This window comes from Pseudoalteromonas caenipelagi (genome assembly GCF_013140855.1).
In the GTDB taxonomy this organism is placed as follows: Bacteria; Pseudomonadota; Gammaproteobacteria; order Enterobacterales; family Alteromonadaceae; genus Pseudoalteromonas; species Pseudoalteromonas caenipelagi.
In genome coordinates, this window is sequence record NZ_JABBPG010000009.1 from 1 (window position 1) to 25408 (window position 25408).

The window sequence follows — 25408 nt, forward strand, 5'->3', positions numbered from 1 at the left end:
GAAGTATTACAGAGTAACTTACTTTAGCAGCTCTAAACCTATTTATTTGGATGGTATAGAATCTGTATGTAAAAGAAAGGAACCTTTTTGGGAAGCTCATAGAACTTGGCTGGCAGAGTAACTAAATTAACTAAATGGACAGGCACTCAAGTTAGAACTAAATGGACAGGCACTCAAGTTTGAAACCTTGAGTGCTTTGCCCAAGCTTTAGATTCTTCAAAATCATTTCAACAAAAATTAAAAAGGACAGTCACTCGAATTTGAAAGTTTGAGTGACTTTTCTATACTTTGAGTTCTTCAAAATCATTTAAATTCTCAGTTCAAGGAGTGAACGATGGGATTAGCAAGGAAGTGTCAAATCAGCCTATCCGATACTAAGTATTATCACTGTGTTTCGCGTTGTGTTCGCCGTGCGTTTTTGTGTGGCGAAGATAAACTAACTGGCAAATCGTATGAGCATCGACGAGGATGGGTAGAGGAACGCTTGCTGTTTTTAGCGCAGGTGTTTTGTATTAGAAAATTAAAAAGGACAGTCACTCGAATTTGAACGAAAATTAAAAAGGACAGTCACTCGAATTTGAAAGTTTGAGTGCCTTTTCTATACTTTGAGTTCTTCAAAATCATTTAAATTCTCAGTTCAAGGAGTGAACGATGGGATTAGCAAGGAAGTGTCAAATCAGCCTATCCGATACTAAGTATTATCATTGTGTTTCGCGTTGTGTTCGCCGTGCATTTTTGTGTGGCGAAGATAAACTAACTGGCAAATCGTATGAGCATCGACGAGGATGGGTAGAGGAACGCTTGCTGTTTTTAGCGCAGGTGTTTGTAGTGGTCAATACTTTTTGGCCACCTCGTTATAAGTTTCCCAGTATTGCTTTTCTTTCATAATCGGTGAGCAACCATTGTTATGCTGATGAGGTCGATACCGATTGTAATAACCCACTATGTATTGCGAAATTGCAGCTGATGCTTCAGCCATATTTCGATAGCCCACTCTAGGCATCCATTCTGTTTTAAAACTTCTAAAAAAGCGTTCCATTGGCGCATTATCCCAACAGTTTCCTCTGCGTGAGAGGCTTTGCATCATGCCATAACGCCAGAGTAACTGACGAAAACTCTTACTCGTATAATGACAACCCTGATCACTATGGAATAGCACCCGCTTTGGATTACCTCGGCTTTCATAAGCCATTCTCAAAGCCTTTTTCGTTAGTTCACTATCTGGTCGAGCCGATGTTGCCCAACCAACAACTTTGCGAGCATAAAGGTCAATAACAACAGCTAAATAGAGCCAACGAGAGCCGCACCAAACATAGGTAACATCACCACACCAAACTTGATCGGGTGCTTTTGTGCTAAATGCTCGTTTCAATAAATTTGGTATGCTTAAGTGCTCTTTTTCTGCTTTGGCATACTTATGTGTTGGCATTTGACGACTAACCAATCCCTCTTGTTTCATTAGCTTACTCACCAACCAGCGACTTGCTTTGAAGCCAGACTTTGCGAGCAGTTGAACTAACGTTCGTTGACCTGCGGAGCCATGGCTTAGCCCAAACCAACGTTTCATTTCAGCAATTAAACGTAGTCGCTCTGGCGCTATAGTATTTGGTGTTTCACGCCAATATCGGTAACTACTATAAAATTAAAAAGGACAGTCACTCGAATTTGAAAGTTGAGTGACTTTTCTATACTTTGAGTTCTTCAAAATCATTTCAATTCTCAGAAACAAACTAAGTTCTTCAAAATCATTTCAATTCTCAGAAACAAACTAAATGGACAGGCACTCAAGTTTGTGGAATTTAGAATTTATCGTGGACATCCATTCAAGTTGCTTATAACCAATCGAGGTGACTTTTAGTCGCCTCGTGCTACAGAAATGATGGACACTCACTCCAATTTGCATGCTGCGCCAATACATACGCAAAGGCACTGACTTACGCACGGTAACAGATAAGCAAATTGCAGAGATTGAACGAGCGTAAAACGCCAAACCGAGAAAATGTCTGAGGTATAAACAGCCAGCAGCCGTATTCGAAGAATTACGCAAGGCAGCTTAATTTAGCAAGCGGTGTACTTCGGAGTTGAATTCGCGGGGTATTAAATAGTAAGTGATTTCTCATGCTCTTACCCTGAGGGAAAATGACTTGGTAAATTTTTTAAAAAAAGATGTATAAGAGCATACTTTGATTTAAAATAATTCAATAAACTCATTTTCGTCATAAGTAATCTGACGAGTAATAAAGATCAATTACATAATTAAACGAGATATATACTATGGATAAACTTTTGTTACCTTTACTATTAATCGGCGGTCTTTTCTCTAGTGCTTGTTTCGCATTAGGCGGATGGTCTGGGGCTTCAAAAATTTCGCAAATATATCCTGCCCCAGGAGAAAATGGTATTTTAATAAAACATGGCTCAATGCCAAATCCAGATAATTGCCCTTCACCAAGTTATTATATTCTTAAAAAAGACAATATATTATTTAATGAAATATATGCTTTGCTAGTTGCAGCACAGGCAAGACAAGCGAGCATAAATATTCAAGTTGTAGGTTGTGGTGGTTCTAAAGATGTATTTCCGTCTATTTTTCAAGTGATAGCAGAATAAGAAAATAATCAAAAAGGACAGTCACTCGAATTTGAAAGTTTGAGTGACTTTTCTATACTTTGAGTTCTTCAAAATCATTTCAATTATCAGTTCAAGGAGTGAACGATGGGATTAGCAAGGAAGTGTCAAATCAGCCTATCCGATACTAAGTATTATCACTGTGTTTCGCGTTGTGTTCGCCGTGCGTTTTTGTGTGGCGAAGATAAACTAACTGGCAAATCGTATGAGCATCGACGAGGCTGGGTAGAAGACAGGTTACTCTTTTTAGCACAGGTATTTTGTATTGATGTATGTGCTTTTGCGGTGATGAGTAATCATACCCATGTGGTGCTTTATGTAGATGATAAAAAAGCGCAAAGACTGAGTGATAAAGCAATACTACTTCGTTGGCATAAGTTGTTTAAAGGCTCAAAGCATGCCCTTATGTACTTAAAAGGCGAGCACTTAGACGAAGGCCAACGCTTCTTTTTAAACAAAGAGATAAAAGAGTACCGAACTAGGCTATCAAGTATTAGTTGGTTTGTGCGTGTGCTGAATGAAAACATAGCGCGTAGAGCCAATAAAGAAGATAAATGCACAGGCCACTTTTGGGAAGGACGATTTAAAAGCCAAGCTTTGCTAGATGACGCAGCACTGATGGCCTGTATGGCATATGTTGATTTAAACCCCATTAGAGCCAAGATGTCAAAAACCCCGGAAGAGTCAGCTCATACGAGTATAAAACAGCGCTGTGAGCATGCTAAAGCAGGCAAACAACCCAAACAACTGGCACGCTTTGCAGGTAGCCCCAGAAAGCATATGCCAAATGGCTTACCATTTGAGCTTAAATCGTACTTAGAACTTGTTGAACTCACAGGCAAATGCATTCGTACAGACAAGCGTGGCTACATAGAGCAAAATGAAGCCCCCATTCTACAGCGGTTAAACATACAGGCCAAAAACTGGATAAAGCTGACAAAATTAAAAAGGACAGTCACTCGAGTTTGCTCGTCACTCGAGTTTGCTCGTCACTCGAGTTTGCTCAGTCACTCGAGTTTGCTCAGTCACTCGAATTTCTTCAGTCACTCGAATTTCTTCAGTCACTCGAATTTCTTCAGTCACTCGAATTTGAAAGTTTGAGTGACTTTTCTATACTTTGAGTTCTTCAAAATCATTTCAATTATCAGTTCAAGGAGTGAACGATGGGATTAGCAAGGAAGTGTCAAATCAGCCTATCCGATACTAAGTATTATCATTGTGTTTCGCGTTGTGTTCGCCGTGCGTTTTTGTGTGGCGAAGATAAACTAACTGGCAAGTCGTATGAGCATCGACGAGGCTGGGTAGAAGAGCGTTTGTTGTTTTTAGCGCAGGTGTTTTGTATTGATGTCTGTGCCTATGCGGTGATGAGTAACCACACTCATATTGTGCTGTATGTAGATGATAAAAAAGCAGAAAGATTGGGTGATAGAGCTATTTTGCTGCGTTGGCATAAATTGTTTAAAGGCACACTGCTCAGCCATAAATATCTCAATGGTGAAGCGTTAGATGAAGGTCAGCGGTTCTTTTTAAGTAAAGATATCAAAGAATACCGAAACCGTATATCAAGCATTAGTTGGTTTATGCGCGTGCTCAACGAAAATATTGCCAGACGAGCTAACAAAGAAGATAAATGCACAGGCCATTTTTGGGAAGGACGCTTTAAAAGCCAAGCGCTGTTAGACGACGCAGCACTGATGGCCTGCATGGCATACGTAGATTTAAATCCAATACGCGCGAAAATGGCACGGACCCCAGAACAATCAGAACATACCAGCATCAAAAAACGCTGTGAAGCTGCTACATCGGGCAAACAACCTAATCAACTAGCCCGCTTTGTAGGTAGTCCCAGAAAACATATGCCAAAAGGATTGCCCTTTGAATTAAAATCTTATCTAGGGCTGGTTGAACTCACTGGAAAATGCATACGAGCAGATAAACGAGGGCACATAGAACCACACCAGGCTCCGATTCTGCAGCGCCTCAATATTCAGGCTGAAAACTGGCTAAAACTGACCACCCAATTTGAACATGTTTTTCATGGTGCTGTAGGCAAAGCGCATTCATTAGATATGTACTGTGAACGTGCACAACATAAACGACGAAGCAGTATAAAAAGCAGTAAAACGCTGTTAACTTAACCTCAATAAGTCAGCCCAATCTCCCACACTTCGCTAAGGCATAGACTGAGGTGCGATAAACTATGTGAGCAATAGGGGGATTTTAAACGAGCTCACAGAGCAGTGACGCTTTTACTAAGAAAAAGTCACTTTTGAGGGCGTGTAGGGTAAGATGATGTGGGTTTTTAAGTGACTGTCCTTGTGAGTGGTCCAGTCCTTGTGAGTGGTCCAAGTGACTGTCCTTGTGAGTGCTTCTTGTGTACTAAGAAAAAGTCACTTTTGAGGGCGTGTAGGGTAAGATGATGTGGGTTTTTAAGTGACTGTCCTTGTGAGTGGTCCAAGTGACTGTCCTTGTGAGAGCTTGTGAGTGTAGTTAAAAATAAAGAACCAAAGGTAAAAAATAAACAAAACCCCCACTTTTATTTGTTAAATTCATAAAGGAGATGAAATGAAAAGAATGTTGATAGTTATTTTAGGCCTGTTGATGTGTAAAAATGTTTTTGCTGCTGACTATTATAGAGGAAGAACAATAATTGGTGTTGGTGTATATTCGACAGGTTCAAATAGTATATTGTTAATTGATGTCGATGGTGATAAATCTGGATTGCCAGCATGCGCCGCAACTAAGAGGTTTGCAATTAGTAGCACTGCGCCACATTATAAGGAAGTTATGAGTTTAGCTATGACGGCTTATGCAAAGCAAGATAACACCGTTGATATTAGAGTGCTTAACTCATGTGGTTATTTTGTGAATGCAGCGGATATACTAGGAATTAAAACCGGGGTAATGCCTTTTTAATTAATCAAAGGGGTCGAGTAATTGATTCAATTCATACCCCTTTACCCTGATTTAGTTTGGGAGCAACCTAAGTCAAGCAAACGAAAGCCAGCGGGAGCTGGTTTTCTTTTATCTGGCGTTTGGTGTTGGCGCTATAATAAACAAGAATCCCATTTTATTTGTTTGTTTTTTATCCGTAACCTGTCTTTTTTTATCAGATCGAAAGATAGGCAGCTTCCATGGCAACGGTACGTATAAGACAGGTAAGTCGTTTTGATACCAAATATTATCATGGTATTTCTCGGTATGTTCACCGTGCATTTTTGTTTTACGCTTATACCTGCTCTAATCATTTCTGCGTCAGCGCATGTTGGTTGCATGTTGATACAAGGTTCGTCATCATAGTGCTACGGTTCACTGGACTAGGTCATTATGCGTTCACTCTTGATGTTTTTTACACTTATTCATGTATTTTCAGCCGCGGCGCTACAAGTCGGCGCAGAGCGCTACGACCAATATCTCTCTTTGTTAAAAAACCAACGGGTAGCCTTGGTGGTGAATCAAACCGCGCAAACGCAAGATGGGCATTTACTTGACAGCCTTTTGGCTAAAGGCGTTGATGTCCGTAAGGTGTTTGCGCCTGAGCATGGTTTTAGAGGCAACCATGATGCAGGAGCGAAAGTAGATTCAAGCAAAGACAGTAAAACAGGGTTGCCGATAGTGTCTTTGTACGGAAAAAACAAAAAACCAACGGCTGACGTGCTCGAAGACATTGATATTATTGTGTTTGATATTCAAGATGTGGGCGTGCGTTTTTATACCTATATCAGTACCATGCATTATGTGATGGAAGCGGCAGCTGAAAATGAAAAGCAATTCATAGTGCTAGATAGGCCGAACCCTAATATTGCTTATGTTGATGGGCCGATACTTGAACCCAAGTTTCACTCTTTTGTTGGTATGCATCCTATTCCAGTTTTGCACGGCATGACAGTGGGGGAGCTAGCGAGAATGATCAATGCAGAAGGTTGGTTAAATACAAGTAAAGAACTTGCGCTCACTGTTATTCCTGTGGCTGATTACAATGCTAATATCAGCTACGACCTACCTATAAAGCCAAGTCCCAACTTACCGAACGCGCAAGCTATTGCACTATACCCATCGCTTTGCTTTTTTGAGGCAACGCCAGTATCGGTTGGCCGCGGAACTATGAGGCCTTTTCAGGTATATGGTCACGACGAGGTTAAGCTGGGGGAGTTTAGCTTTACTCCTCAACCAACCCCAGGCGCCGCTAGTAACCCAAAGCTCAAAGGCAAAGTTGCTTATGGTAAGAATTTGGCTGATGCTGAAACTCAAGGATTAGATCTTACGTGGTTTATCAGCGCTTATCGCGCATTTGATAATAAAGGGGAGGCTTTTTTTACACACGCCCAATTTATGGATAAGTTAGCTGGGACCGATAAGCTAAGACTGGCTATCAAAAGTGGTCAAACATTTGAAGAAATAAAGAAAAGTTGGCAGGCTGACTTAGCTAAATTTAAGCGCCGTCGTCAGCCCTACTTGCTCTATAAACGCTAGGAATGGCGAATATCATACATATGTTCGTTTGCACGTTCGGCACGTTTTTGCCAGCGCAAATTTGATTGCGTCAAGCCGGTAAATAACACATCAATTAAGTAGCTTTGCGACGTGCGCGTTAAAATCGAAGCGTGTTTAATCGGCTCGTCCCCAATCACATTGAATAATTGTATACACGACATTTCATTTAATGGATTGCTACCATAACGTGATAGTGATAGCACGGTACAGTCGTTGTTTTTGGCTTGCTTAGTCACTTTCAAAACGGTTTTGCTTTGCCCTGAATCACTAATAGCAATAAGCAAATCATCTTTACCCATTGTGGCCATGTAGCTGGCAGCTGTGAGTTCATCGGTTTGTGCGATAGCAGGCAGTCCGAGCTTTTGCAACTTGAGAGCAAAGTCCTGCGCCATTGGAAAACTACCACCTACTGCACATAGCAGAATTTTCTTTGCAGATTTGATAGTGGCTATCGCTTTTTCAAATTGTATTGAATCGTTAAGCTTATGCGTTTCATGTAGGATATTTTGTTGGTTTGACAACAGTTTTTTGGCAATTAAATCAATTGAGTCTGAGTGTGAAATTTGCGTATTGATAGACTCCGGCTGCTGTGTTTGCAGGTTGAGATCATCAATAACAGCAAGTTTAAAAGCAGGAAAGCCTTTGTAGCCTAATTTCTGAGCAAATTTAACGACGCTTGATTGACTTACACCAGCTTGTCTTGCCAGCTCAACTGAAGACAAAAAGCGGATTTTTGAACCCGAATTTAGTGTGAAATCAGCCAACTTCGCTTCGCTGCTAGAAAGGCTGGGCTTGAGCGCCTTTATTTTTACAAATGTCGACATTTCGATACTTCATGGTTACTTATTTGTATTTATTATAGGTTCAAAAGAATTGCAGTGATAGTCAGCACTTTAATTATTGTGTTTTTTTCATGTCACAGATTATTAATGGGTACAAATGTTGCCAAAGTGATTATAAAAATGCTAGAGGTCTTGTTTTTGATGCTAAACGCTTTAAGCTACTAAATCCTAATTATTATAACTAACCGTCTCTACTGTAAGGGAAAGTATGACTTGGTATTCAATTTTACCGCCACTGATTGCAATTTTAGTGGTGTTTTGGCGAAAAGAAGTAATTTTAGCATTGCTTTTGGCGCTGATTTCGTCTGAATTTTTGTTGCTTATGCAACATAGTTCTAGTCAACTTTTGATGACACCCGTAAACAGTATTGAACGTATTATCGAAGTTGTTACCTCCGCAGGGAACAGCCGAATCCTCATTTTTAGCTTAGTAATTGGTGCGTTATTGGCTTATATCAGGGAGTCAGGCGGTGTTGCCGCAACTGTGAATATGCTGATGAATAAAGGGGTTGCTAAGAGTAAAAGGCAAGTGGGTTTGCTGACTATGTTCACGGGGATTGCGGTCTTTATAGAGTCAAATATGAGCGTACTAACATCGGGGATCGTCTCTCGAGGATTGTTCGACAAGTTTAAAATGAGCCGAGCGCGTTTAGCCTACATTATTGATAGTACCAGTGCGCCAGTTTGCATTCTTATTTTACTAAACGGTTGGGGCGCGTATGTGCTTGGCTTATTAAGTAACTATGAATTAGAGCAATCCGCAGTCAGTATATTATGGGGGAGTGTTGCTTTTAACTTTTACGCAATAATAGCGCTTTTAATTGTGCTGTACACCATTGTCTTTGATAAGGTGCATGGCCCCATGAAAGTAGCTGAAGAGCAATTACAAAAACAACAGGTTGAGCTTGATGTTGGTCCTAAAGCGACGAAAGCGCGTTTTATGCTTGTGCCTTTACTGGTATTAGTTGGCTCTATGGTTGGGTTTATGTTCTGGACGGGCAATGGTGAGCTTGCAAATGGCAGTGGTTCAAAATCAGTACTCTATGCAACAGTGCTAGCAACTGCACTGGCATACATTTTGTTGTTGTCGGCGCGGCGTTTCACTCATCAGCAACTGGTTGATGTGGGCTTTAAAGGCATGGGTGAGCTGCTTCCTTTAGTGACAATCGTATTGTTATCTTTGACGCTTGGTGCCAGTTTGAAAGATCTTGGAACCGGTGTGTTTGTCGCATCCTTGGTGGGGGATTACTTACCCGTATACTTTATTGTGCCGGTGTTATTTTTGGCAGGCGCCGTGATGTCATTTACCACAGGAACATCGTGGGGCACATTTGCTATTTTGATCCCCATCGGTGTGCCACTTATTCAAGCGTTGGGACTGCCGCCAGCGTTAGTTATGGGCGCGATACTCAGTGGCGGGATTTTTGGAGATCATTGTTCGCCTATTTCAGATACCAGCGCCGTTTCAGCACTGGCTTCTGGTTGCGATCTACTAACCCATGTTAAAACCCAGCTACCTTACGCGTTAGTTGGGGGGGCTTTATCTTTGATTTGCTTCTTTATTGCAAGTGTAATTATGATCTAGCCGCAGCGCTGTATATTGCTAATACCTAGGGCAGCTAAACTCACTAGCTGTCCTTTTTGATTTTTCTCAAACGCTATCATGGTACCAACGTTATTTTCCTCAAAAGATTTCTGTTTAGTCAGTTGTGCTACCAGCTGGGCACTCACCTCGAGTAATGTCTGTTGCTGACAATCAACAATAAACCATTTATTGGCTTGTTTTTCTACCAGCTGACCACGTCCGCTGTAGAGTTGTTTTAACAAATGGGTGTCTTGCTTTAGGTTTTCGTCCAAGTGTTGCTTTGCCGTCACGCGAGACAAACTATATTGACCATTTTTTAACGTGTGAACTTCAACCTGCTGGTAGTCGTCTAGATTCAATGTATACAGTGGCTGAGTTGTTCTATCATATTCGCTATACAATAAATGCGCTAAAAATACCGCACCGATACTGGCACATAGCCACTGCATGGTTGCCCAAGTTGATCTACTTTGGGGTTTTTTACAGGTACTCTTAAAGTGATTGAGCTGCTTTTTTGAAAGCCTATTTTGCCTTTTGAGTGCATTGAACTGTTGTTTTAAAAGTGTGTCTAGTTGCTCATCGTTCATGGCTCTCTCCCAGTACTTGTTTGAGCTGTTGTCTTGCGTAGCGCAAGCGCGTTTTTATGGTTTCGCTATTACTTTGCGTGATCTGAGCAATCTCTTGCAGTGAAAAACCTTCGAGTTGCAAAGAGAGTGCTTCTTTTTGTAAAAAAGGCAGTTGTGCAATCGCTGCACTTAATTCAGTTGTTGGCTCAGAGATTGTTTGAGTGTTTACTAAGGTATGTTCATCGAAAGCACATCCTCTGCGTTGCCTTCTTACTTCGTCAATCAGCGCATTACGGGCTATTTTAAAGAGCCAAGCTTTGGGAGAGTGTGACGCCTCATAGTAGTGTTTTTTCTCCATGGTAGTCAGCCAAGTTTTTTGACAAATATCATGTGCTAATGCGTCATTCGAATGACTGCGCACAAAGTGATAAAGGTCTTGACTGTATTGTTCTATTAACAGCTCTAAATATTTATGATCGCCACTTTGTTTATAGGCAAGGAGCGCATCACTGGGGGGAGCTTGGTCAATAAACCAAGATTTTAAGGCTATTAGCATAGGCACTCTCTTAGGGGACTTTTGGCCCCTCAATAATTACTACTGAGCTAAGTTAAACTCTAACACAACATTTTGATTGGTCTGCATAACTGCTTGGCCATTTTCTATTTTTGGGCGATATTTCCAGCGTTTTAATGCCGTAATTGCTGCTCGCTCAAATACGCGTTTTGGTTCTGCATCGAGCACATTCACATCAATAACTTCACCGTTTGGTGAAATAGAAAATGCCAGTTTAACCCAGCCCTGAATGCCATCTCTTGCTGCGGTAATAGGGTATTTGGGTTCCGCTCTTACGATGGGAGTAGCACCGCCTTCGGTTGCCATCATTGTCGGTGGTGATAGCGTCATTTTTGGCACTGGCACTTGCGGAGTAAAAGGTGTGGCAGTCGAAATTTCAGTTGTTGGCGGCGTATTATTCACCACTTTAGTTGGTGGTCGCTGCATTTTAGGTGGCTCGGGAAGTTTAGGTTTTTCCTCTGCAGGCGTATCCTTTTTCACTTGGCCAAGTTCAATGTCGATGATTGGTTTCGGTACAGGAATACGGATTTCATCTTGTGACACTAGTTGCTGCATAAAAACAAATGCAGCAGCGGTCATAGCTGTGCCACCTAATACAGCTGCAAACAGCTTTTTATAGTTTAGCGAGTTGTTTTGAAAGTCTAATACATACATGACGCGATCCTTTTTTGTGGTTTTATCTATACAACGTTACAGGTTCAAAAAAGGGGTGATTATTTTTTAAAATTCTTTTCTGATTCTAAAAGCGCTACAATAGCGGCCCCATTTGCACGAGGTTATTATGCAGTTACAAAAAATTGATAAAGCGCGCTATCGCAATCATCTAAATAAAGTCATCGCGGCGTGTGTAGCCTCTTTAACCATGGGGAGTTTAGGTATTTCTCAAGCGTTAATTGCTGTGTTTCCGGATGCTGATGGCAGTCATTTTCATTGGAACTTATTGGGTGTGATGGTCAGTGTCATGGTTATTGGCTTGGTTTTAAAAAAGTACCGTAATCATCCTTTTATGTATGAAGTCAACTATGTTTGGGAGTTAAAGCAAGCACTCAACAAAGTAACGCGTAAAATGCCTAAGCTAAAAAAGGCTGCCCAACAAGGCGATATTGATGCGATGTTAGCGATGCAGTTCAGCTACAGTGGCTCAAAGCAACTTTGGGAACTGGATGACAATACGATTACGTTGGACGATTTAAGTATTTGGCAGGCACAACTAGATACCTTAGCAGCGCAATACCAAGCGCAATTGGACTTGGCTCAGTATAATGAGTCTACACTTAAAAAGTTCTAAAGCTTACTTACTGAGCATAGTAAGCTCGGTACTTGTTTTTTTAATTTTAAATACCATATCTATATTATCATACGAAAAATGTGATAATGTAACATTTATTTAGTTTAAGGTCTGAAAAGTCGTGGCAGAAGTAAGAGCGAGAGTTCAGTTAAACGTGGGTCAGCATAGCCATATTCCTGCGGAAATAGTGTCTTTTAGTGGTCTAAAAGATGGTCACGAACATGTGGCGCTTATTTTTAATCAAGCAGATACGGAGCAAACTACACCGCTTATCAGAATGCACTCTGAGTGTTTAACGGGAGATGTTTTTCATTCTTCTCGATGTGATTGTGGTGAGCAGCTCAATGAATGTATCGAAAGCATGCACAAACAAGGTGGCGTGCTTCTTTATTTGCGCCAAGAGGGACGCGGTATCGGCTTGTACAATAAAATAGATGCTTATGTTTTACAGTCGCAAGGTATGAATACCTATGAAGCGAATAATCATCTTGGCTTTGCTGATGACCTAAGAGATTTTTCAGACGCCGTGCTGATGCTTAAAGCGTTGGGATTAAATCAAGTTAAATTAATGACTAACAATCCAAACAAGCTTAATGCGTTGCGCGATGCAGGCATTGAGGTTGAAGCGGTAATTGGTACGCAAGCACATATAAAATCAGGCCATGTAGGAAACCGAAGCTATCTAGAAACAAAGGTTAAACATGGTGCACATATGTTAGATATTAAAAAGCTATCCAAACCTGAGTAGTCCCTTAAAAACTCAGCGTTTAAATGCGACCTGTTGGTCGCATTTTGCGTTCTGATCGGTATAATCACAGTGTTTTTATCAATGTAGAGTTAATATGTCTGCCAAGTTTAGAGTGTTTAAAGCTGCCATGGGTGTTCAGTGGCTAAAAGCTGGATGGGAAATCTTTAAAACCCAACCAATGACATTTATTGTTATGCATCTGTTTATGATTACAGTGGCTCTATTGCCCTTGGTAATGCCTCCATTACAATTACTAGCAGCTTTTTCAGCGCCATTTTTAACTGCGGGCTTTTATTTGGCTGTGTTAAGCAAACAGCAAGGTAAGACTATTTCGCTAGCCAATATTTTGGCTGCTTTTTCTGCCAAAGGGCGTCGATTGCATTTGTTTCGTTTAGGTTTATATCAACTCGGTGTTGTGATCCTGCTCACTTGGGGCGCTGGTATATTGTTTGAAGACGCATTGAGCATTATGGAAAATGCATCGCCACAACAGTCACCTGAGCAACTGATCAGTGCCGTATTGGCGAGTATTTCGATGACAGATGTGTTGCTATTTGTTGTTGCCCATTCATTGAATATGATGGCATTTGCTTATGCGTTACCGTTAGTGTTTTTTAGAGGTGAAAAGCGCATCGTTACCGCTTTGATACACTCTTTGCAGGTTTTCTTTGTCAACATGGCACCGCTTGGTGTTTATAGCTTATTGATTGGGGTTTTAATAGCAGCGGCTATTCCTCTGAGTATGGTGCCTTTATTGGTCATAATGCCGATTGCCTACATCAGTTTTTTTGTGTCGTTCCAAGCTATTTTTATGCCGTTCGAGGCTAATCTCAATGAAGCAGGGCAAAATCATAGCCATACCTCTGGTGACTCGGGACGTTTTGACGCCTAATGGATGAGAGCGAAAAGCAAAAGCTGAAAAATTACGTACTTTGGCTATTGGGCAGACAAGAATATTCAAAAAAAGAACTGACGCAAAAGTTAAAGGCCAAACAAGCAGACGATGACTTTATAGAAAATTTGCTTCAGTGGTGCGAATCACTTGGTTATATCGATGATAATCGGTATTGTGAGAGCTTTATCAGAAGACAAATAAATAAAGGTTTAGGACTTAAACGAGTACTGGCCGAAGCGGGGAACAAAGGGGTTGATCGAGCCCTCTTAATGCAACTAATTGATGCACAAGAAATAGACTGGTTTGAGTTGGCCTTAGACGCCTACACTCGAAAGTTTGTTTCGACCCCACAAAAACTCGATTATAAAGAAAAGGCAAAGCGCGTACGCTACATGATGTACCGTGGCTTTAGCTACGAAGAAATAGATTTTGCAATGCAAGCAGCAACAATGGGTGAATAATCACATGCAGCACATGACTACCGCACAGATCAGGCAAGCGTTTTTAGACTACTTTGCCAAACAACAACACCAAGTTGTGCCTTCAAGCTCGTTGATCCCGGGCAATGATGCCACTTTGTTATTTAACAACGCTGGTATGGTGCAATTTAAAGATGTTTTTTTAGGCGCAGAAAGCCGCCCTTACAACAGAGCAACCAGCTCACAACGTTGTGTGCGTGCCGGTGGTAAGCATAATGATTTAGAAAACGTAGGTTATACGGCCCGTCACCACACGTTTTTTGAAATGCTGGGTAACTTTAGTTTTGGTGATTACTTTAAACAAGACGCCATCAAGTTTGCTTGGCAGTTTTTAACTGAAGTTCTGCAGCTTCCCAAAGAGAAATTATTGGTAACAATTTATCACACCGATGATGAAGCTTTTGATATTTGGCACAAAGAAGTTGGGATGCCAGAAGATCGCATCGTACGTATCGATACGGCAGATAACTTCTGGTCAATGGGTGATACAGGTCCATGTGGACCGTGTTCAGAAATTTTCTACGATCACGGTGAGCATATTTGGGGTGGCCGTCCTGGCACACCTGAAGAAGACGGTGATCGCTTTATTGAGATCTGGAACTTGGTATTCATGCAGTACAACCGTCATGCTGATGGCACGATGGAGCCACTCCCAAAGCAATCTGTTGATACGGGAATGGGTCTTGAGCGTATCTCTGCGATTATGCAAGGTGTTCACTCAAACTATGAAATTGACCTTTTCCAAGGCTTAATCAAAGCTGCTGCAGAAGTAACCAATGCGCAAGATTTAGAAGATAAGTCTTTACGTGTTGTGGCCGACCACATTCGTTCATGCGCGTTTTTGGTTTCTGATGGTGTGATGCCATCTAATGAAGGCCGTGGTTATGTGCTACGTCGTATTATTCGCCGAGCAGTACGTCATGGTAACAAACTAGGGGCAAATGGCGCATTCTTCTACAAACTAGTTGCTGCATTGATAGAGCAAATGGGTCAAGCATACCCAGAGCTTGCGAAACAACAGGCCATTATTGAAAAAGTTTTACGCATTGAAGAAGAGCAATTTGGTAAAACCCTTGACCGTGGTTTGGCTATCTTAGAAGAGAGCCTAGCTGGCATTGAAGGAGATGTTATTCCTGGTGAGCTAGTATTCAAATTGTACGACACCTACGGCTTCCCTGCAGATTTAACGGCTGATGTAGCGCGTGAACGCTTCATGACCATTGATGAAAAAGGCTTCCAAGAGTGTATGGAAGTACAGCGTAAAACAGCGCAGCAAGCTGGCAAGTTTGGTGCTGACTACAATGAGCAACTTAAGTCTGAAAAAACCACTGATTTTAAGGGCTATGAGGCTGTGCATTATAGTGGCACTGTGGTGGAATTATTCCACGAAGGTAAAGTGGTTTCAGTATTAGAAGATGGCCAGCAGGGTATTGTTATCCTTGATAGAACACCGTTTTATGCAGAGTCAGGTGGTCAGATAGGTGATACCGGAACTTTGAAAGTAGCCAACGGTGAGTTTGCTGTCACGGATACGACTAAGCTTGGTAACGCATTTGCACATCATGGTGTGGTTAATGGCCGCATTAGTGTTAATGAAAAAGTTGATGCACAAATTGATGCCGAGCGTCGAGAGAATATAAAGAAAAACCATACAGCAACACACTTAGTGCATGAAGCATTACGCCAAGTTTTAGGTGAGCACGTAGCACAAAAAGGCTCATTGGTAATGGCCGATCGCCTACGCTTTGACTTTTCTCACTTTGAGGGTGTAACTAAACAGCAATTGCGCGAAGTTGAAGATTTAGTAAACGCGCAGATCCGCGCTAACTTTGCGCTTAACACCGAGCTCATGGACATTGATGCCGCCAAAGAAAAGGGTGCGATGGCGTTATTTGGTGAAAAGTACGATGATGAAGTTCGCGTGGTATCAATTGGCGACTATTCAATCGAGTTATGTGGTGGTACCCACGTAAAACGCGCAGGTGATATTGGCCTATTCAAGATTGTTTCTGAAGGTGGTATTGCCGCTGGCGTTCGCCGTATTGAAGCGGTAACAGGCGCTGAAGCATTCAACTATGTTGCTGAGCAAGAGCAGCAATTGCACGAAATAGCGGCGTTGTTAAAAGGCGATATGAGCAACGTTCTTGAGAAGGTGAGTAACTTACTTGAGAAAAATAAAGGCTTAGAGAAACAACTGACGCAACTCAACGACAAACTAGCCAGCGCAGCAGGCGCATCGTTGCTTGAATCAGCGGTAGACGTTAACGGCGTCAAGCTATTAGTGGCAAATGTGGCGGGCACTGAATCAAAGGCGTTGCGCGGTATGGTTGATGACCTGAAGAACAAGATGGGATCAGGCGTTATTGCATTGGGTGTTGCCAACGGTGATAAAGTAAGTCTAATAGCCGGCGTTACTAAAGATCTCGTTGGCAAAGTCAAAGCGGGTGAACTAGTTAATCATATGGCTGCGCAAGTAGGCGGTAAAGGTGGCGGTCGTCCTGATATGGCACAGGCTGGCGGCAGTGAACCGCAAAACTTAGATACTGCCCTTGCTAGCGTTAACCAATGGGTTGCTGAGAAAACTCAGTAACTCGTGGCGTTAATTGTACAAAAATTCGGTGGCACCTCAGTAGGCTCACTAGAGCGTATTGAGGCGGTCGCCGAACTTATTATTAAGACCCAGCAACAAGGCCATCAAGTGGTGGTGGTTGTCTCAGCCATGTCTGGCGAAACGAATCGTTTATTCAATCTTGCAAAGCACCTTGATGAATCCCCAAGTGCCAGAGAGCTTGATGTGTTATTGAGCTCAGGTGAGCAGGTTAGTGTTGCTTTACTGGCAATGGCGATTATCAAACGCGGCCATTCTGCAGTAAGTTTACTTGCCGATCAAATCTCGATTAGAACAGATAACATGTTTGGTCGGGCAAGAGTGGAGCACATTGATACTCGGCGTCTCAAACAGGAACTTGAGCATAACCGCATTGCTATCATTGCAGGGTTCCAAGGTCGAGATAGTGAAGGCAATATCACCACCTTAGGGCGAGGCGGTACAGATACAACTGCAGTTGAAATTGCGGGCGTATTACAAGCCGATGAATGTCAAATTTACACCGACGTTGACGGCGTTTACACTGCCGACCCTAGAGTCGTATCAGGTGCTCGTAGACTTAATCATATCAATTTCTCTGAGATGCTTGAACTAGCAAGCTTAGGCGCAAAAGTGCTACATTTACGCTCTGTTGAAGCTGCGGGACGCTATCAAATCCCACTCAGAGTGCTATCAAGCTTTAACCCCGATAATGGTACTTTGATAAGCTATAAGGAAGAAGGTATGTCTGATAGCCCCGTTACAGGGATAGCGGCAAACAAAGATATTGTGTTTTATCAATTCACGGCTTCTGAAGCGTCGGTGCTGAGCCAATTTCTATTGGCATTGGCAAAATTAAAAATTGACGTTGATATGTTATCTCAATGGAGTCGCCAAGCCGCTATTTTAGGCTATGCTTTTACAGTGCAAAGCAATGATCACCTAGCAGTTTTGGCGTTATTGCAATCAGAGCCATTTGCACACAAGATTAATGATGTCGTATTTGAATTGCATCAGGCAAAAGTGTCGCTGGTTGGGTTGGGTATCAAGTCGCACCCTGAAATCTTGGCAAATGCATTAACAGTATTAGCGGAACAAGATATTTATCCTAAGTTAATGAGTACAGCTGAGATTAAAGCAACCATTTTGGTGTCAGAAGCACAGCTACATTGTGCGGTTAACCAATTACATGTAACATTTTTGCCGTAAAGTGAAGTAAAGCTCGGTTTTGTGCTTACTTTTATGCTCACTTTTCATTAAAATGGTTTTGACGCGGAATCTTTTAATTATTGGAATACAGGAGCAAGAGAATGCTAATACTAACTCGTCGAGTAGGTGAAACCCTCATGATTGGTGATGAAGTAACCGTAACTGTGCTAGGCGTAAAAGGAAATCAGGTGCGCATTGGTGTAAATGCACCAAAAGATGTATCAGTGCATCGTGAAGAAATTTATATGCGTATTCAGGCTGAAAAGTCGAACCCCTCGACTGGTAACATGTAAGCCAAACACCTCATATGATAAATATAGCCACCATGTGGCTATATTTTTGTTTGTGCCAATATAAAGTCAAAGCTCTGCGGGCTAATTAACGCTTTAGAAATATATTGCATTCCTTGTTTGGTTTTTAAAACTACACCCTTATCTGTTTTATATGCTTGCTCAATATCTTGCCACGCAAACTGGTATTGCTTGTACGGGTTCACCGCTCGAATACCTTGTTCATCAATATGTAAAGTGACCAAACTTCCCGATGCTCTTGAAAGCATTTGCCGCGCTATCCACCACGGTCTGCGGTAAATAAAGGCAACGACCTCGAGTGTTGCGACGAGTACTAAAAAGCTGGCTGCATATGGTTTTTTTAGTAAAAACCACGCAATTCCACTCAATAATATTAGAAATACTAATAATGGATACTTGGGTTTTGCCTTGTCACTGAAAGGAACTGATTCATCAAAGCACTCTGCAAAGTAGCTTTTGTTTAAGGTGTATTTTTCAGTGAACATTAATAACTCCAAATGTGGCTAAACGGCGCCATTGTAGCGTATTCGATGTGTTAAGCCACTAGTCAATTACATTAACAGCCAATGTTGAAAATGCTGGGATGTTTTTATTTGGTATGACCAATTTGTCGTTAACAATATGCCGTCTCGTCATCATTATATAACAAAGAATTTTGTATTATTTTCAACTCCTATTCTGAATATTTTTCATATTTATAGAGCGTATTTAGGGATGTTTGGCAAAAAAAGCATGCTAACCGTATGAAATAAATGTATTAACTATTTTTGGTAATACCAATTTACAATGTTATTTACATGTCAAATTCTTTTGTTATGATGGTGCATAAATATTTATAAAAAATGACTAATAAATCGCAGTGCGCTGAATGTGCGCGTGGTAGGGGGAACAGCATGGATATCGTTAGTTTATTGCTACAAGCCGGCAACTTGATGATCACAGGTATGGTTGGTGTGTTTGTATTTCTATCAATTTTGATTTTTGCAGTGAAGAACTTAGCAAAACTTGCAGGACCGGAGCTATCAAACAACACATCAAATCAAGCTGCAAGTAAATCATCAACAGGGGTTTCCAGCGCTCACATCGCAGCAATTACAGCAGCTATTGCGCAGTACAGAACAAAAAAATAATAGGGGTCTAAAATGTCACAACTAAAACTTACTGAGTTAGTGCTCAGAGATGCACACCAATCGCTTCTCGCCACGCGCATGCGCCTAGAGGATATGCTACCAATCGCAGAAAAACTGGATAAAGCAGGATATTGGTCAGTAGAGTCATGGGGTGGAGCAACATTTGACTCATGTATTCGCTATTTAGGTGAAGACCCTTGGCATCGTATTCGGGCTTTGAAAGAAGCGATGCCAAATACCAAGCAGCAAATGTTGCTTCGTGGCCAAAATTTACTCGGTTACCGCCACTACGCAGATGATGTGGTAGAAAAGTTTGTAGAACGTGCACATCAAAACGGTGTGGATGTATTTCGCATTTTTGATGCGATGAACGATATGCGTAACTTAGAGACAGCGATTAAGGCTGCCATCAAAGTGGGAGCACATGCACAGGGAACTATTTCTTATACGGTAAGCCCAGTTCACACTTTAGATATGTGGTTAGAGCAGGCGAAAAAGCTTGAAGAAATGGGGTGTCATTCAATCTGTATCAAAGATATGGCAGGCTTGCTAAAACCTTACGATGCAGAGCAATTGATCAGTGGTTTGAAAAGTACAGTGGCCATACCCATTGCGATGCAGTGTCACGCAACTACGGGACTGAGCACCGCGACATACCAAAAAGCGATTGATGCAGGTATTGATATGTTAGATACCGCAATTTCATCTATGAGTATGACTTACGGGCATAGTGCGACGGAGACCATGGTTGCCATCACCGAAGGGACTGCGCGTGATACGGGCTTGGATTTAGCGTTACTTGAAGAAGTCGCCAGTTACTTCCGCGAAGTTCGCAAAAAATATGCTGCTTTTGAAGGAAGTCTAAAGGGCGTTGATGGACGTATCTTATTGGCGCAAGTGCCTGGGGGCATGCTAACCAATATGGAAAACCAACTTAAAGAGCAAGGTGCAGAAGACAAACTAGATGCTGTATTAAAAGAGATCCCCAGTGTACGTGAAGATCTTGGCTTTTTACCTTTGGTGACGCCGACTTCTCAAATAGTGGGAACTCAAGCGGTACTTAACGTGCTTACGGGAGAGCGTTACAAGACAATTACCAAGGAAACTGCTGGTGTTCTAAAGGGAGAGTATGGAGCTACGCCAGCCCCTGTGAACACTCAATTGCAGCTTAAGGTACTTGACGGCACGCAAGCCATTACCTGTAGACCTGCAGATTTAATTGAACCAGAGCTGGATAGTCTTGAAACCGAGCTGCTTAAACTTGCAGAAGAAGAAAATATTGAGTTAGCACAGGCACAAATTGATGATGTGCTTACGTACGCTCTGTTCCCTCAGGTTGGTTTAAAATTTTTGAAAAACAGAAACAACCCCGATGCATTTGAACCTAAACCTAGCCTCGTTAAAACATCACAAGAACCAGTCCAAGCTGCGCCAGCGCAGCCATCAGGTAAATCGCCTGAACGGTATAGCGTGCAAGTCGATGGAAAAGTATACGACGTTGTTGTAGCGGCAGGTGGTGAGTTGCAAGAAGTTAAAGTAAAAGACAGTGAACTAATCCCTCAATCAGCGTCGGTTAGCTCTTCGGAAACAATGAATGCACCACTTGCCGGTAATATTTTCAAAATCAAGGTAAAAGCGGGTGATCAAGTTGAGAAGGGCGACGTGGTGTTGATCATGGAAGCGATGAAAATGGAGACGGAAGTACGCGCGACACATTCGGGTAATGTGTCTCAAGTACTTGTGAAAGAAGGTGACTCGGTGGCAACGGGCGACGCTATATTAGCATTATCGTAGGAGGGGCTATGGAAGGTTTACTAAATTTGTGGCACGCCACTGGGCTTGCCAATTTTACCATACCAGCACTGGTGATGATGGCTGTTGGTTGCGGCTTGTTGTATTTAGCGATAGCAAAAGGGTTTGAGCCTTTATTACTGGTGCCAATTGGTTTTGGCGCGATTTTAACGAATATTCCTGTTGCTGGCCTCGCTGAACCGGGGGGCTTGTTGTATTACGTTTATTACATAGGCATAGATAGTGGTGTTTTTCCGCTATTGATATTTATGGGAGTTGGTGCGCTGACAGACTTTAGCGCATTGATAGCCAATCCTCGGATGTTGTTGTTAGGTGCCGCAGCCCAGTTTGGTATTTTTGCGACATTATTTGGTGCAATCGCTTTAAATTATGTTCCAGGTTTTGAATTTACTTTAAAAGATGCCTCTGCAATTGCAATTATTGGCGGTGCGGATGGTCCAACGGCGATTTTCTTGGCATCAAAGCTTGCGCCTGAGCTGTTAGGTGCGATTGCCGTTGCGGCCTACTCCTACATGGCATTGGTACCTATTATTCAGCCACCTATTATGCGGGCACTCACATCTGAGCAAGAGCGCAATATTGAAATGCCACAATTAAGGGTAGTCTCTAAAAAAGAGAAGATACTCTTTCCTTTGGTTGTTTTAAGCTTAACTATCATGTTTTTACCGGCAGCAACGCCGTTAGTGGGCATGTTTTGTTTGGGTAACTTAATGCGTGAATGTGGTGTGGTAGATAGGCTTAGCAATACAGCTCAGAACGAATTGATTAATATCACCACAATATTTTTGGGGTTGGCTGTTGGCTCAAAATTAGCCGCAGATCAATTTTTAACAGTCGAGACATTGGGCATTCTAGTATTAGGGGCATTAGCTTTTTCGATTGGCACTGCGTCAGGGGTGTTTATGGCAAAAATTATGAACCGACTGTCGAGTAACCCTATTAACCCACTTGTTGGTGCGGCTGGGGTATCGGCAGTACCCATGGCTGCGCGTGTTGTGAATAAAGTTGGCTTAGAAGCTAATCCTCATAATTTTTTATTGATGCATGCTATGGGGCCAAATGTTGCAGGGGTGTTAGGTAGCGCCGTAGCTGCGGGTATCTTATTAGCGCTTGTGGGTTAAATGTAGCTTATTCTTCCAACCGACTGCGCAGCGAGAGCTGCGCTTTTTTTGTTGCTCTAATTCATGGTATAACAGCAATGACTTATGAAGGGGTAGTTGCGCCATGAATATCATCGTTATTTTAGTTTCACTCATTGTTGCTTTACTTATTTTGGTGCCATTACTTGAGCGTTATCAACATCGCCTAGGGCTAGATAAAATGCAACGCTACAGTAAGTACATTCTGCCGCTTATTATGGTGTCACTCGTCATAAAGCTATTGTATATGCTGTGGTATGAAGGCTAGTTTGCTGTAAATGTGAATAGAGGCGCGAGTGCGCCTCTATCATTAAAGTGTGGTTACTCGCTAGGTTGTGACTGCAGATATTGTTGAATAAACTCCGTGGCCTGTGTGTAAGCTTTATCTAGTTTATTACGATATGCAATCAATTCATCAGAAGACAATGTTTGCGCTTTACACTGTGCTTCAAGTTCAATCGCAATTTCAGCCACTTGTTCAGCGCCTATTGTTGTTGAAATAGACTTAAGTTGATGGCAAGACTCGATAATTGTGGATTGCTCACAAGAGATCACTGCGCCATAAATGTCACGGGTAAGTTGGCTGCTCTGCTCCAAATACATTCTAAAGAATCGGCGTTGCTTAGCCTCATCATGATTCACGTATTTACTCAATGTTTCTAGGTTTATTGGCTGAATTTTTTGAGTTTGCTCATTATTTTCTTCAACGTCGAACAGCTCACCGTCCTTATGTTCGCTATTGTCTGAGGATTGCTCACTGGGCAGTGTTTTGAGGTATTTTCGCAGCGTATCTTCTAGCACGTTGAGCTCAACCGGCTTAGTAATATAGTCATTCATACCGGCACTAAGGCAGCGTTCTTTTTCCCCTTTTAATGCATTTGCGGTGACTGCAATAATGTAAGGTTGTGCGTTAATATCGTCACTTTGCTCTGCAATATCGCGGATCTCTTTAACCATGTCATAGCCTGACATTTTAGGCATGTGCAAGTCAGTTAAAATGATTGGGTAGTTGCCACTTTTCCAAACAGCTAAGCCCTGTTCACCGTTTTCTGCTACTTCAACACCATAACCTAACAAATGGAGCTGATCCGTAAGTACCTGTTGATTCAATATATTATCTTCAACGAGTAGAACTAGCTTATTCACCTCTTTGGCTTGTTCTACGCTTAAATAATTATTTAATGTACGTGTTGGTTTTAATTGCTTAGGTTTGTGCAAGCCTGCGGCAACTAAAACTGCGGTCATAAAACTGGTTTTGCACAGGGGCGCGGCGTTGAGATAAAAAATATTCTTATGGTTAATGGCTGCATCATCCATGGTGCTCAAAACAACGACTTGTTGGTTGTTGTTTTCCAATGAATAAAGCAAAGAACGAAGTTGGTCATTGACTTTTTCCATGCTATCTAGGCCATCTAGCACCCAAATAACAGAGTTTTTATATTGGTATTCGTCAATGTTAGCCGAAGTGCTTAATACGGTAACGCGAGCACCCATAAAGGACAAATAGCGAGAAACCGTTTTTTGTCTATCGGCGTTATCGGTCAGCATAACCACTTCTTTTTGATTCAATACTGCTTTGTTGGCATGCGTAACCTGACCTGAGGTACTAAACGGCAGCTCTACCACAAACTCACTACCCATTCCGATATCACTGGAAACATGAATGGACCCTAGCATTAACTCAATTAAGCTTTTACATATGGATAGACCAAGTCCTGTGCCACCAAATTCGCGGGTAATAGTACCTTCAGCTTGAATAAATGGATTAAAAATCTCACGCAATTGGGCTTGGCTCATGCCCTTACCATTATCAACAACGGTAAAGCGCAAGGTATAATGCTCCGATGTGTTCTGCGCAACTTCAGCAGAAATTTTGACATAGCCTTGTCTGTTGTCATCTGTGGTTGTGAACTTAATCGCGTTGCTACATAGGTTATATAAAACTTGTCTAACCCTGACCGTGTCGCCCACTAAATTTGTTGGAATATCCGGTGCGATAGAGAGTTGTAGGTCTAGCTTTCTTTTTTTGGCGACTGAGGACAGCACTCTGGCTACTTCTTCAACCGTTTCTGCCACTGAGAATGGGCTACTATCAATTTGTAATTTGCCCGCTTCAATTTTTGAAAAGTCTAAAATGTCATCAAGTATGCCTAGTAACGAAAAAGCAGAATCTCTAATAATAGTACTTAGGCGATGTTGCGCACCGTCTAACTCGGTTTGTCTAAGCAAGTCAATCGTACCAATGACCCCATTCATAGGTGTTCTTATTTCATGGCTCATCGTTGCCAAAAAGGTTGTTTTGGCTTCGCTGGCGCGTTCGGCATTCAATGTGGCTTTTTCCAGTGCTAGTGTCCGTGCCTGTACTTCGGTCTCTAAGCTGGTCTGAAGTTGCTTTAATTCTTTATGAACGGCCTGGTCACTTTCAATTACCGACAGTATTTGTTCAAGTAAACGATTAATCAGTTTGGCGATATTCTCTAGCCCTAAGCCAAGATCAGAACTGATATGAGAGTGATAGTCTTGATTATCAATAATGCGTGTAAGTTCATCTTGGAGTAATTGATTATACTTTGTTAAATCGTGGGCAACTTTGCGATTACTAAACCATGCCATAAAAATTGCAAGTATTAGAGCGAGCGCAAAACCAAAGTAGCTTAACCATTCAAAAGCAGATGTTTGCGCTTTTTGATAGCGTAGTACCAGCTCACCGACCAGTTGCCCATCAACATGCAAGGGTTGGTGTGTTATTACTTCGTTATCATTGTATACCGTATCTAGCCTTGATAATGCAGGCACCGCATTTTGAGATGATTGGTAAATCAGAGTTGGTTCACTGACGCCTGTCGTACTATATAAAAAGAACTCTATGTCGTTAGAAATATACTCTACACCCTCCAGCATTTTCTTCGCGTCTTCAAAACTAGATTTGATCATCAAGTTAGCAACTGGTGTTGAGAGTTTGGTTGCCTGTATATCAAGTTTTGGGATGGACTTGTTTGCGGGCAATAAATAACTGGCAACGGCACAAATGGCCCCCGTAAGGAAAGCGGTGGCAATGATCAGTGGGATTAACCCAGATATTTTTATTCGAGAAGCATTTTGCATTATTGACGTATTCCAG

22 protein-coding genes and 5 pseudogenes are annotated in these 25408 nt (G+C 41.9%); 20 read left to right on the forward strand and 7 right to left on the reverse strand.

The window, feature by feature from the left end:
• Nucleotides 1-334: 334 nt before the first annotated feature.
• Nucleotides 335-514 (forward strand): annotated as a pseudogene (locus HG263_RS17470) (transposase); the annotation flags it as partial.
• 137 nt (nt 515-651) lie between these two features.
• Nucleotides 652-831 (forward strand): annotated as a pseudogene (locus HG263_RS17475) (transposase); the annotation flags it as partial.
• A 1-nt stretch (nt 832) separates the two neighbouring features.
• Here the strand turns inward: HG263_RS17475 and HG263_RS17480 are convergent.
• Nucleotides 833-1624: pseudogene (locus HG263_RS17480) on the reverse strand (IS3 family transposase); the annotation flags it as partial.
• Nucleotides 1625-1901: 277 nt separating this feature from the next.
• Between HG263_RS17480 and HG263_RS22820 the strand changes: the two are divergent.
• The 6 genes and pseudogenes from HG263_RS22820 to HG263_RS17505 form a co-directional block, all read left to right on the forward strand.
• A pseudogene (locus HG263_RS22820) lies at nt 1902-2057 on the forward strand (IS30 family transposase); the annotation flags it as partial.
• A gap of 217 nt (nt 2058-2274) precedes the next feature.
• The gene (locus tag HG263_RS17485; RefSeq protein ID WP_171627388.1) at nt 2275-2610 is read left to right on the forward strand and encodes a hypothetical protein; all 336 of its coding nucleotides are present in this window, start codon (nt 2275-2277) and stop codon (nt 2608-2610) included.
• Between the two features lie 105 nt (nt 2611-2715).
• Nucleotides 2716-3567, forward strand: a pseudogene (locus tag HG263_RS17490) (transposase); the annotation flags it as partial.
• A 224-nt stretch (nt 3568-3791) separates the two neighbouring features.
• The gene (locus HG263_RS17495) at nt 3792-4766 is read left to right on the forward strand and encodes a transposase (RefSeq protein WP_171627389.1); all 975 of its coding nucleotides are present in this window, start codon (nt 3792-3794) and stop codon (nt 4764-4766) included.
• 427 nt (nt 4767-5193) lie between these two features.
• Nucleotides 5194-5544: a hypothetical protein gene (locus HG263_RS17500; protein ID WP_171627390.1), complete on the forward strand. Its 351-nt coding sequence runs from the start codon at nt 5194-5196 to the stop codon at nt 5542-5544.
• A gap of 411 nt (nt 5545-5955) precedes the next feature.
• Entirely contained in the window at nt 5956-7101 is a 1146-nt protein-coding gene (locus HG263_RS17505) for an exo-beta-N-acetylmuramidase NamZ family protein (RefSeq protein WP_171627391.1), read from the forward strand.
• On the opposite strand, the gene HG263_RS17510 is transcribed toward HG263_RS17505, so the two are convergent.
• Nucleotides 7098-7946: a MurR/RpiR family transcriptional regulator gene (locus HG263_RS17510; protein ID WP_171627392.1), complete on the reverse strand. Its 849-nt coding sequence runs from the start codon at nt 7944-7946 to the stop codon at nt 7098-7100. The genes HG263_RS17505 and HG263_RS17510 overlap by 4 nt on opposite strands.
• Before the next feature lie 226 nt (nt 7947-8172).
• Between HG263_RS17510 and HG263_RS17515 the strand changes: the two genes are divergently transcribed.
• Nucleotides 8173-9549 carry a Na+/H+ antiporter NhaC family protein gene (locus HG263_RS17515; protein ID WP_171627393.1) on the forward strand — a complete coding sequence of 459 codons (1377 nt, stop codon included), beginning with the start codon at nt 8173-8175 and terminating at the stop codon, nt 9547-9549.
• On the opposite strand, the gene HG263_RS17520 is transcribed toward HG263_RS17515, so the two are convergent.
• From HG263_RS17520 to HG263_RS17530, 3 genes are read right to left on the reverse strand one after another with little or no spacing between them, the layout of a single operon-like run.
• The gene (locus tag HG263_RS17520) at nt 9546-10136 is read right to left on the reverse strand and encodes a hypothetical protein (protein ID WP_171627394.1); all 591 of its coding nucleotides are present in this window, start codon (nt 10134-10136) and stop codon (nt 9546-9548) included. The genes HG263_RS17515 and HG263_RS17520 overlap by 4 nt on opposite strands.
• Nucleotides 10126-10671 (reverse strand): RNA polymerase sigma factor, encoded by a 546-nt coding sequence (locus tag HG263_RS17525; protein WP_171627395.1) that lies wholly within the window; start codon nt 10669-10671, stop codon nt 10126-10128. Before HG263_RS17525 ends, HG263_RS17520 begins: the two co-directional genes overlap by 11 nt.
• 39 nt (nt 10672-10710) lie before the next feature.
• Complete coding sequence (locus HG263_RS17530) at nt 10711-11343, reverse strand: energy transducer TonB (RefSeq protein WP_171627396.1); 633 nt, start codon at nt 11341-11343, stop codon at nt 10711-10713.
• 127 nt (nt 11344-11470) lie between these two features.
• On the opposite strand from HG263_RS17530, the gene HG263_RS17535 reads away from it, so the two are divergent.
• The 7 genes from HG263_RS17535 to csrA all read left to right on the forward strand — a co-directional run bounded on the left by HG263_RS17535 (nt 11471) and on the right by csrA (nt 18188).
• Nucleotides 11471-11977, forward strand: a complete 507-nt coding sequence (locus HG263_RS17535) for a DUF3087 domain-containing protein (RefSeq protein ID WP_171627397.1) — start codon at nt 11471-11473, stop codon at nt 11975-11977.
• Between the two features lie 121 nt (nt 11978-12098).
• A complete protein-coding gene (locus HG263_RS17540; RefSeq protein WP_171627398.1) occupies nt 12099-12725 on the forward strand; it encodes a GTP cyclohydrolase II RibA in 627 nt (208 codons plus the stop codon).
• A 94-nt stretch (nt 12726-12819) separates the two neighbouring features.
• Nucleotides 12820-13617, forward strand: a complete 798-nt coding sequence (locus HG263_RS17545; RefSeq protein WP_171627399.1) for a BPSS1780 family membrane protein — start codon at nt 12820-12822, stop codon at nt 13615-13617.
• Nucleotides 13617-14081, forward strand: coding sequence for a regulatory protein RecX (locus HG263_RS17550; protein ID WP_171627400.1), 465 nt, complete (start codon nt 13617-13619; stop codon nt 14079-14081). The genes HG263_RS17545 and HG263_RS17550 overlap by 1 nt, the downstream gene beginning before the upstream one ends.
• A 4-nt stretch (nt 14082-14085) precedes the next feature.
• Nucleotides 14086-16689 carry an alanine--tRNA ligase gene (alaS, locus tag HG263_RS17555; protein WP_171627401.1) on the forward strand — a complete coding sequence of 868 codons (2604 nt, stop codon included), beginning with the start codon at nt 14086-14088 and terminating at the stop codon, nt 16687-16689.
• Between the two features lie 3 nt (nt 16690-16692).
• On the forward strand, nt 16693-17895 hold the full coding sequence (locus tag HG263_RS17560) for an aspartate kinase (RefSeq protein WP_171627402.1): 1203 nt from the start codon (nt 16693-16695) through the stop codon (nt 17893-17895).
• A gap of 101 nt (nt 17896-17996) precedes the next feature.
• The gene (csrA, locus tag HG263_RS17565) at nt 17997-18188 is read left to right on the forward strand and encodes a carbon storage regulator CsrA (protein ID WP_063359311.1); all 192 of its coding nucleotides are present in this window, start codon (nt 17997-17999) and stop codon (nt 18186-18188) included.
• A gap of 38 nt (nt 18189-18226) precedes the next feature.
• Here the strand turns inward: csrA and HG263_RS17570 are convergent, their stop codons facing one another.
• The gene (locus HG263_RS17570) at nt 18227-18691 is read right to left on the reverse strand and encodes a YcxB family protein (protein ID WP_171627403.1); all 465 of its coding nucleotides are present in this window, start codon (nt 18689-18691) and stop codon (nt 18227-18229) included.
• A gap of 408 nt (nt 18692-19099) precedes the next feature.
• Here HG263_RS17570 and HG263_RS17575 point away from each other — a divergent pair, with 408 nt between their 5' ends.
• The 4 genes from HG263_RS17575 to HG263_RS17590 all read left to right on the forward strand — a co-directional run bounded on the left by HG263_RS17575 (nt 19100) and on the right by HG263_RS17590 (nt 22555).
• The gene (locus HG263_RS17575; protein ID WP_171627404.1) at nt 19100-19336 is read left to right on the forward strand and encodes an OadG family protein; all 237 of its coding nucleotides are present in this window, start codon (nt 19100-19102) and stop codon (nt 19334-19336) included.
• A gap of 12 nt (nt 19337-19348) precedes the next feature.
• Nucleotides 19349-21130: a sodium-extruding oxaloacetate decarboxylase subunit alpha gene (oadA, locus tag HG263_RS17580; RefSeq protein ID WP_171627405.1), complete on the forward strand. Its 1782-nt coding sequence runs from the start codon at nt 19349-19351 to the stop codon at nt 21128-21130.
• An 8-nt stretch (nt 21131-21138) separates the two neighbouring features.
• Complete coding sequence (locus tag HG263_RS17585) at nt 21139-22269, forward strand: sodium ion-translocating decarboxylase subunit beta (protein WP_171627406.1); 1131 nt, start codon at nt 21139-21141, stop codon at nt 22267-22269.
• A 103-nt stretch (nt 22270-22372) separates the two neighbouring features.
• Nucleotides 22373-22555: a hypothetical protein gene (locus HG263_RS17590; RefSeq protein ID WP_171627407.1), complete on the forward strand. Its 183-nt coding sequence runs from the start codon at nt 22373-22375 to the stop codon at nt 22553-22555.
• 53 nt (nt 22556-22608) lie between these two features.
• On the opposite strand, the gene HG263_RS17595 is transcribed toward HG263_RS17590, so the two are convergent.
• The gene (locus tag HG263_RS17595; protein WP_171627408.1) at nt 22609-25392 is read right to left on the reverse strand and encodes an ATP-binding protein; all 2784 of its coding nucleotides are present in this window, start codon (nt 25390-25392) and stop codon (nt 22609-22611) included.
• Nucleotides 25393-25408: the final 16 nt, after the last annotated feature.

Bases quoted from the DNA above. Each gene is read 5' to 3' on its own strand.
- HG263_RS17485 (WP_171627388.1), top strand. From the start codon at position 2,275: ATGGATAAACTTTTGTTACCTTTACTATTAATCGGCGGTCTTTTCTCT.
- HG263_RS17495 (WP_171627389.1), top strand. From the start codon at position 3,792: ATGGGATTAGCAAGGAAGTGTCAAATCAGCCTATCCGATACTAAGTAT.
- HG263_RS17500 (WP_171627390.1), top strand. From the start codon at position 5,194: ATGAAAAGAATGTTGATAGTTATTTTAGGCCTGTTGATGTGTAAAAAT.
- HG263_RS17505 (WP_171627391.1), top strand. From the start codon at position 5,956: ATGCGTTCACTCTTGATGTTTTTTACACTTATTCATGTATTTTCAGCC.
- HG263_RS17510 (WP_171627392.1), bottom strand. From the start codon at position 7,946: ATGTCGACATTTGTAAAAATAAAGGCGCTCAAGCCCAGCCTTTCTAGC.
- HG263_RS17515 (WP_171627393.1), top strand. From the start codon at position 8,173: ATGACTTGGTATTCAATTTTACCGCCACTGATTGCAATTTTAGTGGTG.
- HG263_RS17520 (WP_171627394.1), bottom strand. From the start codon at position 10,136: ATGAACGATGAGCAACTAGACACACTTTTAAAACAACAGTTCAATGCA.
- HG263_RS17525 (WP_171627395.1), bottom strand. From the start codon at position 10,671: ATGCTAATAGCCTTAAAATCTTGGTTTATTGACCAAGCTCCCCCCAGT.
- HG263_RS17530 (WP_171627396.1), bottom strand. From the start codon at position 11,343: ATGTATGTATTAGACTTTCAAAACAACTCGCTAAACTATAAAAAGCTG.
- HG263_RS17535 (WP_171627397.1), top strand. From the start codon at position 11,471: ATGCAGTTACAAAAAATTGATAAAGCGCGCTATCGCAATCATCTAAAT.
- HG263_RS17545 (WP_171627399.1), top strand. From the start codon at position 12,820: ATGTCTGCCAAGTTTAGAGTGTTTAAAGCTGCCATGGGTGTTCAGTGG.
- HG263_RS17550 (WP_171627400.1), top strand. From the start codon at position 13,617: ATGGATGAGAGCGAAAAGCAAAAGCTGAAAAATTACGTACTTTGGCTA.
- alaS (WP_171627401.1), top strand. From the start codon at position 14,086: ATGCAGCACATGACTACCGCACAGATCAGGCAAGCGTTTTTAGACTAC.
- csrA (WP_063359311.1), top strand. From the start codon at position 17,997: ATGCTAATACTAACTCGTCGAGTAGGTGAAACCCTCATGATTGGTGAT.
- HG263_RS17570 (WP_171627403.1), bottom strand. From the start codon at position 18,691: ATGTTCACTGAAAAATACACCTTAAACAAAAGCTACTTTGCAGAGTGC.
- HG263_RS17575 (WP_171627404.1), top strand. From the start codon at position 19,100: ATGGATATCGTTAGTTTATTGCTACAAGCCGGCAACTTGATGATCACA.
- oadA (WP_171627405.1), top strand. From the start codon at position 19,349: ATGTCACAACTAAAACTTACTGAGTTAGTGCTCAGAGATGCACACCAA.
- HG263_RS17585 (WP_171627406.1), top strand. From the start codon at position 21,139: ATGGAAGGTTTACTAAATTTGTGGCACGCCACTGGGCTTGCCAATTTT.
- HG263_RS17590 (WP_171627407.1), top strand. From the start codon at position 22,373: ATGAATATCATCGTTATTTTAGTTTCACTCATTGTTGCTTTACTTATT.
- HG263_RS17595 (WP_171627408.1), bottom strand. From the start codon at position 25,392: ATGCAAAATGCTTCTCGAATAAAAATATCTGGGTTAATCCCACTGATC.